Origin of the sequence: Microbacterium sp. NPDC086615, assembly GCF_040686055.1 — a bacterium.
In the GTDB taxonomy this organism is placed as follows: Bacteria; Actinomycetota; Actinomycetes; order Actinomycetales; family Microbacteriaceae; genus Microbacterium.
Window position 1 is genome coordinate 109,649 of sequence record NZ_JBFBJJ010000003.1, and the last position, 13,978, is coordinate 123,626.

Below are 13,978 nucleotides of genomic sequence, written 5' to 3' on the forward strand. Positions count from 1 at the left end.
TCCCGAAAGGGGCTCCCGTCCTTCGTCGTTCAGAACGTCCGTCGCAGGAGTTCTCCCACCGCCTCCGCGCGCCCGCTGACGCCGAGCTTGGCGTAGATGGAGCGCACCTGGCTCTTCACGGTGTTGAGAGACACGCCCCGCTCGCGGGCGATGTCCGCCAGGTTCCGGTCCGACGAGAGCAGCACCGCCAGCTCCCGCTCGGTCGGGGTGAAGCCGGTGACCTCCGCGGGGTTCAGCGAGGGGGCGGCGACCGAGGGCAGGAAGTCCCGGATGCCGGTGACGACCGGTCCGAGCTCGGGTCGAGCGCTCACCACCTCGTCGAACAGGGCCAGCGTCTCGCCCAGGGGCAGCATGATGAACGGCGTGATCGAGCCCCCAGTCCGGGAGATCAGCAGCAGAGCCGCTTCCATGCTCTGCGCGGCGCGTCGCGCGGACCCGATACGCGCGAAAGCGATCGCGCGACGCAGCAGGGTGGGAGTCAGGGTGCGCAAGCAGTGGTCTGTCTCGTCGGCCACGCACGCCTCGGTCTCGGCGAGCAGTTCGCGGTCGCGCCCGAGGAGGAGGAGCGCCACCGAGCGCTGCATCGGGAAGCAGATCCCGTGTCCGGGCGGAGTCCGTCCGGTGGAGAGAGTCGCCAGAGCCTCGGCGTACTCGCCTCGCGCGACGAGGATGTCGGACCCGATGCACGTCAGGAGGTCGCGGATCATGCGGTGGCTGCGGTGCCGCCGCGAACCGTACGACAGCTGCCAGTTCGCAGCGAGAGCCCCCGAGTAATCGCGCTCGAAGAGACCCCGCACGACGTCGATGGCACGGGCGGAGTAGTCCCAGTACGGGTCGTCCGGCCGGACCTCGCGCAGGATCGTGGAGACCGCCGCGAGACGATCCGACTGCATCCACGCCGCCGCCACGAGGGACTCCGCGAGCAGGACGAGGTAGTCGATCTCGTCGTCTGGCCAGGCGTTGTCGGCGAAGAGCGCTTGAGCGGCGGCCCTGTCGTTCTCGCTGCTCTCGTACTCGCCGTTGAGGGCATGGCCCAGGGCGAGAACGGCGTGGGCGCGGTATCGGACCGGGGCGGTGTCGGCGAAGAGCAGAGCCTCGGCGCCGTACTGTGCGCCGATCTGCGGCCAGCCGATGGCGCAGCAGTACTCGCCGGCGGCGGCGAGCAGATGCGCGCGCGCGTCGTCGGACAGGGTGGCTTCGCGGGTGAGACGGGTGTCGACGAAGTACCGATCGATGAGCGCGAGCCCCTCGGAGAGGGCGTCTCGCCGCGCCCGCGACACCAGGACGGCGGCGAGGGTCAGGGCCGCCGTGTCGGTCCAGACGCGAGGAAGCGGGGGCGGCGGTGCTTCGGCCAAGAGGGCGAGGTGGCGCTGTTCCGGAATCCCGTGCCCGGGGGCCAACCGGGCCGCGGTCGTGACGACCGCCGCGTGGAAGGCGGCCCGGGCGTCGATGGATCTCTGCGTGTTCGGCATCGCGCCCCTCTCCCGACGGGAGTCGGAGAGGGCGCCCGGACCCTCCGATGGTGCGAGGCACATGACCCGTCGAGCCCCCAACATACGAAAGGCGCTCACCCAGATCTCACTCGTAGCCGGGGATATACCGCTCTCATTCACGTCCGGGGTCACCCGTATCGTCGAGCCGCTTCGCCCGCCTCGTTCGCCCGGGGCGGTGTGGGGACGTGCGTGCTCTCTCACCGGGGCCGGGTCGGGCCCGTTTCGGGCGACACGCCGGTGCATTCGAGGGGGAAATCCCTCAAAATCCCCGTAATTCCGCGGTTCGGTTGATACTGTCGAGGCGGTCTCCCGACCACCGAGGAGAATTCCTCCTCGTCCGATGTAACGAGAGGCGACGACAACGTCGCCTGGAGGACAACCACATGGCTGACAAGTCCATCACCAAGACCGAGCTCGTCGCGAGCATCGCCAGCGCGACCGGGCAGAGCCAGTCCGCCGTGTCGGGCGTGCTCGACTCCCTCTTCTCCACCGTCTCCGAGGCGGTCGCCAAGGGCAGCAAGGTTTCGATCCCCGGCTGGATCGCCTTCGAGCAGGTCGCCACGTCCGCTCGCACGGGCCGCAACCCGCAGACCGGTGAGGAGATCTCGATCCCCGCCGGCAAGCGCGTCAAGGTCACCGCGGGCTCGAAGCTCAAGGCTGCCGTCAAGTAAGACGTCGCCGCACCGCACAGAGGGGGATGCCGAGAGGCATCCCCCTCTGTCTTCGTCCGGCGCGGGTCCATTCGGCGCAAGAGCGCCCGGCGCGAGACCGTTCGACCCGGAATCGTTCGACATCGTCCTTCGTCGACGACGGGAACGGCCGCTCCGCGTCTCCCCGTGCGCGCGCCGACGTAGTCTGGGTGGGTGAACGCCCGTGCCCTCCGTGTGGCGGGACCCGTCATCCTCGTCGCGGTCTCGCTGATCGCCGTCGTCGCGGGCCTCGCCTACGGCGGAGGCGCCGCCGCGCCCCTGCTGGCAGACCCCGGCCCGGTGGTGCGATGGGGACTGCCGCTCGCCACGCTCGTGGTCAACCTGTCGGCGGCGACGATGGTCGGCTCCCTGGTGCTCGCGCTGTTCGCCCTGAAGGCCGGGGAGCGCCCCTTCGAGCTCGCCCTCGACACGGCCTCGATCGGTGCCGCGATCTTCACCGTCGCCTCGGCCGCGACCGGCTACCTGACCTTCCTCAACATCATCAACGCGAAGCCGACGCTCGACCCGCTCTTCGGACAGCAGCTCGGCCGCTTCCTCGTCGAGAGCGAGATCGGCCCCGCGTGGCTCATCACCACGATCGCCGGTGCGGTGCTGACCGTGCTGACCTTCGCCGTGCGGTCCTGGATTCCGACGATGATCGTCGCGATCCTCGCGCTGGCGTCGCTCGTCCCGATGGGCACGCAGGGCCACGCCGGCACCGAGGCCAGCCACACGGCGGCCGTGACCTCGCTCGTGCTGCACATCATCGCCGCCGCCGTCTGGCTGGGCGGGCTGGTGCTGCTCGTCGTCGTGCGACCCGCCATGTCGCGGACGCAGCTGCAGACCACGCTGCTGCGGTACTCGTCGATCGCCCTCGCGGCTTTCGTGGTCGTGGCCGTCTCGGGCACGGTGCGCGCCTCGATCGGCTTGCTGGGCTGGGAGAACCTGTTCTCGCCTTACGGCATCCTGGTCCTCGTCAAGGTCGCGGCGCTGCTCGCGATGGGCCTACTGGGGGCGTGGTACCGCCGCCGCCTGATCGCGCGCATGGCCGACGAGCAGGGCTCCCGGCGCTTCTGGGCGATCATCGTCGTCGAGCTCGTCTTCATGGGGATCGCGAGCGGGGCTGCCGCCGCGCTCGCCCGCACCCCTCCTCCGATCGCTCCACCGCTGGTGGGCCAGACTCCCGCCGAGATCCTCACGGGCTCGCCGTTGCCGCCCGAGCTGACGATCGAACGCTGGTTCACCAGCTGGGACATCGACCTGCTCTGGGCCTTCGTCGTCGCTTTCGGACTGTTCTTCTACCTCGCCGGCGTGTGGCGTCTGCGCCGCCGCGGCGACAGCTGGCCGATCTACCGGACGGTGCTGTGGTGCCTCGGCATGCTCGCGGTGTTCTGGATCACCTCGGGGCCGGTGAACGTCTACCAGGACTACCTGTTCAGCATGCACATGATCGGGCACATGCTGCTGTCGATGGCGATCCCGCTCATGCTGGTGTCGGGGGCGCCGGTGACCCTCGCAGCCCGCGCGATCCGCAAGCGCGACGACGGCACTCGCGGTGGCCGCGAGTGGATCCTCTGGGCCGTGCACAATCCGGTCGCCAAGGTGCTCACGAACCCCTACGTCGCCGCCGGACTGTTCATCGGTTCGCTCTGGGCCTTCTACTACACCGATCTGTTCCGCTGGTCCCTCTACGATCACCTCGGGCACATCTGGATGGTCGCCCACTTCCTCATCACGGGCTACCTGTTCGTGCTGAGCCTCATCGGGATTGACCCGGTCCCGTATCGTCTGCCCTACCCGATGCGGCTCCTCGTGCTCATCGCGATCATGGCCATGCACGCGTTCTTCGGCATCGCGATCATGATGAACTCCGGCTTGATGGTCGCCGAGTGGTTCGGGGCCATGGGGCGCACGTGGGGGCCGACACCCCTCGAGGACCAGTACGCCGGCGGTGGCGTGGCGTGGTCGGTCGGCGAGATCCCGACCCTGATCCTCGCGATCACCGTCGCGATCCAGTGGAGTCGCAGCGACGAGCGCCAGCAACGTCGACGCGACCGCCACGTCGACCGCGTCGGCGACCTCGAGCTCGACGCCTACAACGAAGAGCTCGCGCGGCTCGCGGCGCGCGACGCCCGGGCGGCCGAGCGCGACGCCGCCCGTCGCAGCTGACGGACGCCCCCCTCACTCGCGGGCGGCGCCGTTCAGTCGGAGCTGCCGCTGACGAGGATGGATGCCGTGCCGTCGGGGAGCACCGTGATCTTGCCGTCGACGCTGAAGGGGACGTCCTCGTCGACGTTGCGGATCGAGCCGTCGAAGATCGAGCGGATGTCGACGTCGATGTGCGCGACGGCCCCGGTGGACGGGATGCGCCAGCCCGCGCCGTCGGGGACGATCGTCACCTTCGGCTGCTGGGCGATCGACCACGAGGGCGCCCCCTCGATGCGATTGCGCACCGTGTAGCCGAAGGGGCACCCGGTCGGCTGCAGCACCTTCTGCTCGGCGCAGGTCGTGAGGAAGTCCTCGACGCGCTGCTGCACGACCGAGATGAACTCTTCGGTGGGTTCGGCCTGCACATCGACGGGAACACCCGTCAGGGGCGCGTCCGCCAGCACCGCGACACCCGGGGTCGCCGAGATCGCGGTATCGACCGCCACCGAGTACAGACCGGGCGAGAACACCAGGAGGGGGACGGCGGCCGAGGGATCGGCATCCGCTCCGTCGACCGAGACCTGCCGCTTGTCGACCTCGAAACCATTGACCTCGAATCGCATCGAGCCGCGGACCGAGAGATCGACGACGGCGAGGGGACTCGTCGCGAAGCGCCAGCGTGGCAGGAACCCGGTCTCGCCGTCGCTCTTCACCGCGAAGGTCGTGCGGCCGTCGTGGGTGCCCGCGCGATACGCGACGCTCACCCGCGTGATGTCGCCGTCGACCGTCTCGTCGACGACCTGGGCGTCGGAGAGCGCGCCCAGAGCGTCGGGCCGGAGCAGCGCCTCGGAGGCCGTCGACGGGAGGCCAGCCGCCTCGAGCTCCGCGGCGTCGATCGCGACCCCGGGGACGGCGAGCGCTTCGGCCGCGCGGTGATCCTCGAGCAGCTCGAGGTAGTGCCGGACGAAGGCCCGCGGGCTGTACACCTCGCGGTACAGGGCACCCGCGCCGGCGGCCAGCGCGAGGACCAGCAGCACGCCGACGACCCCGAGCGCGGTCAGCTCGAGGGCGAGACGCGGGCGCGCAAAGCGGACACCCTCGGGCGTCGCGGGGCCCCCGCCTGCGTTGTCCACATACCCAGTCTAAGAATGGGACGCCACCCGCACCTGTGCGTCCGCCTGCACGACCGCGACGGCGGCCAGCTGGCCTGCGGCGATCGCGTTCGCGAGCGACGCCATCGGCCCCGCGAAGTGATCGGGCTGCGCCATGTCGCCCACCGCGTAGACGCCGTCGACGCTCGTGCGTCCGAAGGGGTCGACGCGGACGGCTCCCGACTCCTGCCGTTCCAGCCCGAGCTGGTCTGCGAACGGTGCGCGCTGGCGAGAGACGGGCGTCACGAAGGCTCCGGCGACATCCTCGGTCGTGCCGTCGTCGAGGTGCAGTCGCAGCCCCGCCGGGAAATCGCCCACCTCCCGCACCCGAACCGGGTCGAGAACGACGATCTCGGATGCCACGGGCTCGAGCATCGCGGCGAGCATCCCCGCGTGCCCGGTGCCGTTGAGCACCGCGACGCGCTGGCCGGCGAACTCGTGGCCGTGGCAGAACGGGCAGTTCGCGACGCGGTCGCCCCAGCGGTCGGCGAGCCCGGGGATCGGCGGCAGATCGTCGGCGAGTCCGGTCGCGAGGATCACGGCTCGGGTCCGCACCGGCGCGCCGGCGACCGTGACCACCAGGTTCGCGTCGACCCGAGTGATCTCGGTGGCCGCGGCATCCTGGATCCGGACCGTCTCGTACGCGGCGATCTCCGCGCGTCCGAGTCGGCGGAGCTCGGCCGGGTCGCGCCCGTCGTTGGTGAGCAGGTTGTGGGCGTGCGGCACCGTCCCGTTGCGGTACTCGCCGGAGTCGAGCAGCAGGGTCCGCCGGTGCATGCGCCCGAGGGTGAGTACCGCCTGCAGCCCGGCGGGGCCGCCTCCGATGATGATCGCGTCGTACACGATGAACTCCTTCGCTTGCGTTCGAGACCATCGTGTGACTTCATGTCGACATGAAGTCAAGGCCACTCTTTTCGCATAAATAGACGAATGTCGAGCAAGCGTTCGCGGAGCCCTCGGCGGGGCGCGCCCCGGACATATGATCGAAGCTCGCCGCCCGAGGGGAGGTGGGACGTGCTATCGTCAAAGCATCACGATCAGCCCGCTCGCCTCACGGCTCGGGCTGATTTTCTTTTGCGGGGATTGATGCGGTACGGCAAACCCTGGCTGCCGCTGAGCGACCAGATCGACAAGCTGGAGCGTCGCGGCGTCGGCATCGACGATCGAGCACGCGCAGAACGCCTGCTGTGCGAGGTGGGCTACTACCGGCTGACGGGATACCTGCATCCGTTCCGGGCGGTCGATCCCGCGATCGGATACCTTCCCGGAACCCACATTTCCCACGCGGCGGCCCTCATCGACTTCGACCGACGACTGCGCCTGCTCGTCCTCGATGCCCTCGAACGCATCGAGGTGTCTCTACGAATGCGAGTCGGGTACGTCTTGGGTGAGGTTTCCGCCTTCGCCCATCGAGACGCATCGACGTTCATGCCCGACTTCACCCGTCGGCCCGAGCATGTGGCTGACAGGACCATCACGACGTTGCTCCCGCCGGAGATCTCGATGAGCAAGCACGACCTGTGGCTGCTGAAAGTAGCCGAACGGCAGAGTCGCTCGAGCGAGAACTTCGTGCAGCACTTCCGAGAGAAGTACGCGAACCAGATGCCGATCTGGGCGCTGACCGAGATTCTCGAGCTCGGTCAGCTCGTCACGCTCTATCGGGGTCTGAACACGCGGCTATCGCAGGCCATCGCCGACGCGTACGAGGTTCCGACGAAAAAGCTCTTCCTCAGCTGGTTGGCCACACTCAACTACGTCCGGAATGTCGCGGCGCACCACGCACGTCTGTACAACCGCAAACTCGTGACAGCGCCCAAGCGTCCCACGCCATCGCGCGTACCTCTTCTCGCTCATCTGAGTGAGAGCGCCCTACCGAAGGAGTTCGGGCTCTACAGTGCGTTGGCTGTGGTGCAGTACCTTCTGCTCGTTGTAGATCCGCTGTCGTCATGGGGCGCCGATCTCGGGGGCCTTCTGCGCGAGTTCCCCTCCGCCGGACCCGTCTCTGTCCGCTCCCTCGGCGTCCCCGATGGATGGGAGAGACTGCCCCTCTGGACAGCTACGAGGGAGGTGGCAGCGCAATGACCTCCGCGGGGGAGTCAATCGGGGAGGCCGCGGCGCGATTCGGGCTCGACACGCACGTGCTGCGCTACTGGGAGGACGAGGGGCTGTTGCATCCGGATCGGGATGCCGGCGGCCGACGCCGCTACTCGGACGACGACAGCGTCCGGATCGCGATCATCCTGCGCAACAAGGCCGCGGGAATGTCGCTCGAGCAGATCCGCATACTGGTCGAGCGGGACGCGCCGGATCGGCACCGCGTGCTCGAGGAGCACATCGCCGAGCTCGATCGTCGTGCCGCCGACATCGCGGAGGCGAGGGCGATGACCGAGCATGCGCTGCGATGTCGGTCGCACGACATCACGCAGTGCCCGCGCTTCCGCAGCCATGTCGCCGACGTCCTGTCGGGCGAGGCGCAGTGGCTGCTTGTCCACACCGAGCCGCCCCGCGAACGTCCCGCGAACTAGCATGAATCGGTGACCACCCCGCCTCTTTCCGCCGAGCAGCAGGCGCTGTTCCGGCTGATCGAAGACACGCGGGAGCACGTCTTCGTGACCGGGCGCGCGGGGACGGGCAAGTCGACTCTGCTGCAGCACCTCGCGTGGAACACGCAGAAGCAGATCGCCGTGTGCGCGCCGACGGGCGTGGCGGCGCTCAACGTCGAGGGGCAGACGATCCACTCGCTGTTCCGTCTGCCGATCGGCCTGATCGCGAACGGCGACATCGACCAGAACGACGCGACCCGCAAGATCCTCAACGCGATCGACACGCTCGTGATCGACGAGATCTCGATGGTGAACGCCGACCTCATGGATGCCATCGACCGCTCGCTCCGTCAGGCGCGCGGCCGGCGCGCCGAGCCGTTCGGCGGCACCCAGATCGTCATGTTCGGCGACCCGTACCAGCTCGCCCCCGTCCCCCCGCGCGGTGACGAGGCGCGCTACATCCGCGACCACTACCGCTCGTTCTGGTTCTTCGACGCGAAGGTGTGGTCCGGCGAAGCGGCGAGCGACGGGCTGATCGACATCGGGCGCCACGGGGCCGACCTGCACGTCAACGAGCTCGTCGAGATCCACCGGCAGTCCGACCCGGGCTTCAAGACCCTGCTCAACGCGGTGCGCTACGGACGCGTGACGGCCGAGATGGCCGGCATCCTGAACACCGCCGGAGCCCGCACGCCCCCGCACCCGGCCGACGGCGAGCACCCGATCATCACGCTGGCGACGCGCAACGATCGCGTCAACAGCATCAACCGGCGCCATCTCGAGGAGCTCGTGGGGCGCACACAGACCGCGAACGCCGAGATCTCGGGCGACTTCGGACGCGGTGAGGCGAACTATCCCGCCGAGATGGAACTCACGCTCAAGGTGGGGGCGCAGGTGATGTTCCTCCGCAACGACTCCGCGCAGTTCGGCGAGGCGCCGCGGTGGGTCAACGGCACGATCGGCACGGTGACGCGCATCGCGGGCGACAGCGTGCGGGTCGAGGTCGACGGCATCCAGCACGATGTCGAACCCGCCGTGTGGGAGAGGTACCGCTACGCGTACGACCCGGGGACGAAGAACCTCTCGCGCGAGATCGTCGCGGAGTTCACGCAGTTCCCGCTCCGGCTCGCGTGGGCCGTCACGATCCACAAGTCGCAGGGCAAGACGTACGACCGCGCGGTCGTCGACCTGGGTGCCGGCGCCTTCGCACCCGGGCAGACCTACGTCGCACTCAGCCGGTTGACGTCTCTCGACGGTCTCTACCTGTCACGGCCGCTGCGCCCGAGTGACATCCGCGTCGACGAGGACGTGCGCCGCTTCATGAAGCAGGCGTGGCTCGGACGCCAGCAGGGCGATCGTGCTCAGGCGACCTGAGCCGCCTTGGCTCGCGCGAGGTCGGCGAACAGCTCGGTGTTGAACCGGTACGCCACCAGTACCTCGTCGATGACGCGCGCCTTCTCGTCGTCATCCCACGGGACCGCGTCGAGCTGCTCGCGGTAGACGTTCTTGAACGCTCTCGGGTCGGCGATGTCGCCGAACAGGAAGAACCCGATCCCGTTGGTGTCGAATCCGAAGCGGCGCTGCATGAGGCGACCGATGAACGGTCCGCCCGACAGGTCGCCGAGGTAGCGCGTGTAGTGGTGAGCGACGAAGCCCCCCGGCCAGGTCGCGGCGACGCGGCGGATCCGCGACACGTACGCCTGCGTGGTGGGCAGGGGGCTGATCTGCCCGCGCCAGTCGGAGCCGAGGAGGAACGCGAGGTCGGCCTCCAGGGCGGGCAGGCGGGTGAGCTTGTCGCTGAGGAACACGGATGCCACCGGGTCGTGGCGCATGTGCTCGCCCGCCGTCTCGAGGGCCTCGTAGATGAACCACTGCTGCGCGATGAGGGCGATGTAGTCGTCGCGGGAGCCGGTGCCGTTGAGGAGGTCGGTCATGAAGCCGTCGCACTCGCTCGTCGAATGCGCGCTGGTGGAACAGCGCTCGCGCAGAGCGGCGGAGAACGGGACGACGGCGTTCATGGGGACATCATACGCACAGGGTTAGGTGAACCTAACCCCCGATTTCCTGTGGTTTCGCCGCTGATCGACGCACCGCCGAGCGCTCGCGGCGAGATGTGATGCAGACGTGACGCCGCCCGGGCGCAAGCGGCAAGTCGCTTCGGGCGGCGTGTGTTTGAATTCTTGGAGCGCGCGATTCGTCGCGCGCGGATTCCAGGGGGTTCGATATGGGGACATGGCGTCGGTCTGCTGCGGCCGCGATCGCCGGCGCGAGCGTCCTCGCGGTGATCCTGAGCGGGTGCACCGCCGAGAACTCCGTGTCCATCGACGTCCCCGCCCAGGTCGACGCGCCGTTGCCCGACCAGACGGTCACCGAGCTGCGCGACGCCGTCACGACCGCCATGGCGGCGACCGGGTCGAGCGGCGCCATCGTCGGCGTGTGGGCGCCCTGGAGCGGGAGCTGGGTGTCGGGCGTGGGCACGCAGGGACCGGGCGGCGCCGAGGTCTCGGCCGACCTGGACTTCCGTGCCGCCGATGTCACCGGCGCGATGACCTGCGACGTGCTCTACGAGCTCGCCGCCGACGGCACGGTCAAGCTCGACGACCCGGTGACGACGTGGGTCAGCAACCTCCCCGGGTACGACGACATCACCCTGCGCATGCTCTGCAACGGCACCTCGGGGCTCGGCTCCTACTCGTCCGTGCTGCAGGGGACCGAGCTGAACAACCCCGACCGGGCGTGGAACCCGCGGGAGCTGCTCGCGTACGGCATCGCGAGCCCTCGTCTGAACCCTCCGGGGGCGGCGTTCGCCGACTCGGACACGAACTACCTGATCGCCGGGCTCGCCGCCGAGCGCGCGACCGGTGAGACGCTCTCGGACCTCATCCGCGAGCGCGTCGCCGAACCCCTCGGGCTGTCGAACACGAGCCTGCCGGGGTCGGCCGCTGCCGCGCCCTCGTCGACCGCCCTCGAGGGGTTCCGCTCGCAGCAGCTCCCCGAGGGCGGATGGACCTGCGATCAGCCCCAGGACGTCACCGTGACCTCGTCGAGCTTCGGCGGCGCCGCCGCGGGAGCCGTGACCGACATCACCGACCTCGGCCGCTATACGCAGGCACTCGCCGCCGGCTCCCTGCTGCCCGAGGGGAGCGACAGGTTCTCGTCGCCCCTCCCCGTGAGCGCCGACGACCCGACGTGGTTCACCGCGGCGGGCGGCGCGTACCAGGCCGGTTCGCTCATCGGACAGTTCGGTGCGACGGCGGGTTACATGGTCGGCTCCTTCGCCGACCCCACGACCGGCATGGCCGTCTCGGTCGTGCTGAACAACTCGGCCGGTAACCCCAAGACGGCCGCGTGGCTCAGCTGGGAGCTCGCGGCGATCGCATCGAAGGCTCCGGCGGCTTCGGGGCAGACCGCCCCCGAGGCGGGACTGCCCTGGACGGCCCAGCAGATGCGTGACGGCATCGTCGGCAACGCCATCTGCACCGTCCCCGCACAGTGACGGCGGAATGAGGGCGGCCGGCGGGCCGCGGTCGGCCGCGGCGCTGGTGCTGATCGGGCTCGCGTGCCAGGAGGTCGGTGCCTCGTTCGCCGTCATGCTGTTCCCGCAGACGGGGCCGCTCGGCATCGTGATGCTGCGCCTGCTGTTCTCGGCGACGCTCCTGCTGATCATCGCCCGACCGCGGTGGCGCGGTCACTCGCCGGCGCACTGGCGCGAGGTCGTGGCCTTCGGTCTCGTCCTCGCCACGATGAACGGACTGTTCTACCTCGCGCTCGAGCGACTCCCGCTGGGCGTGACCGTGACCATCGAGGTGCTCGGCCCCCTCGCGCTCTCGATCGTCACGGCGACGGGCGTGGCGCGCTGGCTCTGGGCGGGACTCGCGCTCGCCGGCGTCGTGGCGCTGGGCGCGGGCGGGTGGGACCGGCTCGATCCTCTGGGCGTGCTGTTCGCGCTCGGCGCGGCCGTGAGCTGGGCGCTGTATATCCTCGCGTCGGCGCGCGTCGGGCGAGCCTTTCCCCGCCTCGACGGCCTCGCGCTCGCGATGGCCATCGGGGCGATCGCGGCCCTGCCGTTCGGGATCGCGCAGGCCGGCGAGGTGCTCCTGCGCCTCGACATCCTCGCCCTCGGCGCCGCCGTCGCCGTGCTGTCGTCGACCGTGCCCTATGCGCTCGAGCTCATCGCTCTCCGACGCCTGCCGGCTTCGGCCTTCGCGATCCTCATGAGCCTCGGCCCCGCGACGGCCTCGACGGCGGGATTCCTCCTGCTCGGTCAGCACCTCTCGTGGCTCGAGGTGGGCGGCATCGCCCTGGTCATCGCGGCGAGCATCGGAGCCGTGACGGCGGCCGCCCGGCACGCGCCCGGTGCGCGGCATCCGGGATCCGACCCGAACGAGCCGCTGAGCGAGCCCGTCGGCTGAGCCCCCTCGGCTGCGCCCTGTCGGCTGTGTCGCGGATGCCACGTGCCACGGGGTCGCGCAAGGGGTCCGGCGGCACGCGGTTCGACGGTCAGCATGGGCGTATGAGCGAACGCAGCGATGACGACGAACAGACCCGCGCCGAGTTCGGGGAGGCCGTGAACATGACGGCCGGTGAGCTGTCGGATTGGCTCGACACCGACGAGTCCCGCAGCGTCGGGCAGAAGAAGGACGGCGGGGAGTCGACCGGGCACGAGAGCGGTCGGCACATCGTGCGCATCCTCAGAAAGAAGAAGGCCGACCTCACCGACGCCGACATCGCGCACATGCGGAAAGTGGTCGGGTACGTCAAGCGGCACGGAGCCCAGCGCCCGAAGGGCGACATCACCGACACCGATTGGCGGTACTCGTTGATGAACTGGGGTCACGACCCGAAGAAGGACTGATCCCGCGGCCCCGGCGATGACCGGGGCGCTATGACTCCCGTCTGAGTCGGCGCACCACGTCATCGCCCGTCCACCTGCGGGGCGTAGAACTGATACATGCCCATCATCGACAGCGCCGTGTACGTCGACGGCCACCGCATCGAGAACCCCGCCAGCCTCGACCAGACATTCGAGTACATGGAGGCTCACGGCGGGATGGCCTGGATCGGGCTGTTGCGCCCCTCGCCCGAAGAGCTCGAACGCGTCGCGGCGGAGTTCTCGCTGCACCCCCTCGCGGTCGAGGACGCGCTGGCCGGGCACCAGCGCTCGAAGCTCGAGCGGTACGGCGGCAATCTCTTCGCCGTCCTGCGCCCCGCCCGGTACATCGACGAGACCGAGACCGTCGAGTTCGGCGAGCTGCACGTGTTCGTCGGCGAGGACTACGTCGTGACCGTGCGCCACGCCGAGGTGCCCGACCTGGCGCGCGTGCGGCATCGGCTGGAGGAACAGCCCGAACTGCTCGCCCGCGGCCCCGAGGCGGTGCTCTACGCGATCCTCGACGAGGTCGTCGACCAGTACGACCCCGTCGCGCGCGGGCTGCAGAACGACGTCGACGAGATCGAGGACCAACTCTTCGGAACCGGCGGCGCGGAGCTGACGCAGCGCATCTACGAGCTTGCTCGCGAGGTCATCCACTTCCAGCGTGCGACCGAACCCCTGCGCGACATGCTCCAGGCGCTGCTGCGCGGTGCCGAGAAGTACGGCGTCGACATCGAACTGCAGCGGTCGCTGCGCGACGTCCTCGACCACGTCCTGCGCCAGTGCGACAAGCTGACGTCGATGCGCTCGATCCTCGACAACGCCCTGACGGTCAACGCGACGCTCGTCACGCAGCGGCAGACCGAGACGTCACTCGAGCAGAACGAGCAGGTGAAGAAGATCTCGGGGTGGGCGGCGATCCTCTTCGGGCCCTCGCTGATCGGCGGGATCTATGGCATGAACTTCAAGAACATGCCCGAGCTCAACTGGGAGTTCGGCTACCCGATGGCGCTCGTGCTCATGGTGCTCGTCTCGGCGGGGCTGTGGCTGACGTTCAAGGTGAAGAAGTGGCTGTGAGCCG

General features: G+C 69.4%; 13 protein-coding genes. 9 read left to right on the forward strand and 4 right to left on the reverse strand.

Translation table 11 applies throughout. The features are described 5' to 3' along the window. Window positions 1–29 precede the first annotated feature (29 nt). Window positions 30–1,472 carry a LuxR family transcriptional regulator gene (locus AB0O24_RS04650; protein WP_275801656.1) on the reverse strand — a complete coding sequence of 481 codons (1,443 nt, stop codon included), beginning with the start codon at window positions 1,470–1,472 and terminating at the stop codon, window positions 30–32. A 404-nt stretch (window positions 1,473–1,876) separates the two neighbouring features. On the opposite strand from AB0O24_RS04650, the gene AB0O24_RS04655 reads away from it, so the two are divergent. Both AB0O24_RS04655 and AB0O24_RS04660 read left to right on the forward strand, forming a co-directional pair. Next, on the forward strand, window positions 1,877–2,164 hold the full coding sequence (locus tag AB0O24_RS04655; protein WP_013584778.1) for an HU family DNA-binding protein: 288 nt from the start codon (window positions 1,877–1,879) through the stop codon (window positions 2,162–2,164). Between the two features lie 192 nt (window positions 2,165–2,356). Continuing rightward, a complete protein-coding gene (locus tag AB0O24_RS04660) occupies window positions 2,357–4,351 on the forward strand; it encodes a cytochrome c oxidase assembly protein (RefSeq protein ID WP_363372892.1) in 1,995 nt (664 codons plus the stop codon). A 32-nt stretch (window positions 4,352–4,383) separates the two neighbouring features. Here AB0O24_RS04660 and AB0O24_RS04665 read toward each other — a convergent pair whose 3' ends face one another. Continuing rightward, on the reverse strand, window positions 4,384–5,463 hold the full coding sequence (locus AB0O24_RS04665) for a hypothetical protein (protein WP_363372894.1): 1,080 nt from the start codon (window positions 5,461–5,463) through the stop codon (window positions 4,384–4,386). Between the two features lie 9 nt (window positions 5,464–5,472). Further along, the gene (locus AB0O24_RS04670; protein ID WP_363372897.1) at window positions 5,473–6,324 is read right to left on the reverse strand and encodes an NAD(P)/FAD-dependent oxidoreductase; all 852 of its coding nucleotides are present in this window, start codon (window positions 6,322–6,324) and stop codon (window positions 5,473–5,475) included. 243 nt (window positions 6,325–6,567) lie between these two features. Between AB0O24_RS04670 and AB0O24_RS04675 the strand changes: the two genes are divergently transcribed. From AB0O24_RS04675 to AB0O24_RS04685, 3 genes are read left to right on the forward strand one after another with little or no spacing between them, the layout of a single operon-like run. Beyond that, complete coding sequence (locus AB0O24_RS04675; RefSeq protein ID WP_275801660.1) at window positions 6,568–7,563, forward strand: Abi family protein; 996 nt, start codon at window positions 6,568–6,570, stop codon at window positions 7,561–7,563. After that, window positions 7,560–8,006: a MerR family transcriptional regulator gene (locus AB0O24_RS04680; RefSeq protein ID WP_363372900.1), complete on the forward strand. Its 447-nt coding sequence runs from the start codon at window positions 7,560–7,562 to the stop codon at window positions 8,004–8,006. Before AB0O24_RS04675 ends, AB0O24_RS04680 begins: the two co-directional genes overlap by 4 nt. A gap of 9 nt (window positions 8,007–8,015) precedes the next feature. Beyond that, complete coding sequence (locus AB0O24_RS04685) at window positions 8,016–9,398, forward strand: DEAD/DEAH box helicase (RefSeq protein ID WP_058595975.1); 1,383 nt, start codon at window positions 8,016–8,018, stop codon at window positions 9,396–9,398. Here the strand turns inward: AB0O24_RS04685 and AB0O24_RS04690 are convergent. Then, window positions 9,386–10,042 (reverse strand): biliverdin-producing heme oxygenase, encoded by a 657-nt coding sequence (locus AB0O24_RS04690; RefSeq protein ID WP_275801662.1) that lies wholly within the window; start codon window positions 10,040–10,042, stop codon window positions 9,386–9,388. The two genes, AB0O24_RS04685 and AB0O24_RS04690, sit on opposite strands and share 13 nt — an antisense overlap. Window positions 10,043–10,248: 206 nt before the next feature. Here AB0O24_RS04690 and AB0O24_RS04695 point away from each other — a divergent pair, with 206 nt between their 5' ends. The 4 genes from AB0O24_RS04695 (at window position 10,249) to corA (ending at window position 13,974) form a co-directional block, all read left to right on the forward strand. Continuing rightward, the gene (locus tag AB0O24_RS04695) at window positions 10,249–11,520 is read left to right on the forward strand and encodes a serine hydrolase domain-containing protein (RefSeq protein ID WP_363372903.1); all 1,272 of its coding nucleotides are present in this window, start codon (window positions 10,249–10,251) and stop codon (window positions 11,518–11,520) included. Window positions 11,521–11,527: 7 nt separating this feature from the next. Next, complete coding sequence (locus tag AB0O24_RS04700; RefSeq protein ID WP_363372906.1) at window positions 11,528–12,436, forward strand: EamA family transporter; 909 nt, start codon at window positions 11,528–11,530, stop codon at window positions 12,434–12,436. A 101-nt stretch (window positions 12,437–12,537) separates the two neighbouring features. After that, window positions 12,538–12,879 (forward strand): DUF3140 domain-containing protein, encoded by a 342-nt coding sequence (locus AB0O24_RS04705; RefSeq protein ID WP_363372909.1) that lies wholly within the window; start codon window positions 12,538–12,540, stop codon window positions 12,877–12,879. 96 nt (window positions 12,880–12,975) lie between these two features. After that, window positions 12,976–13,974: a magnesium/cobalt transporter CorA gene (gene corA, locus AB0O24_RS04710; RefSeq protein ID WP_275801666.1), complete on the forward strand. Its 999-nt coding sequence runs from the start codon at window positions 12,976–12,978 to the stop codon at window positions 13,972–13,974. The last annotated feature ends 4 nt before the right edge of the window (window positions 13,975–13,978 follow it).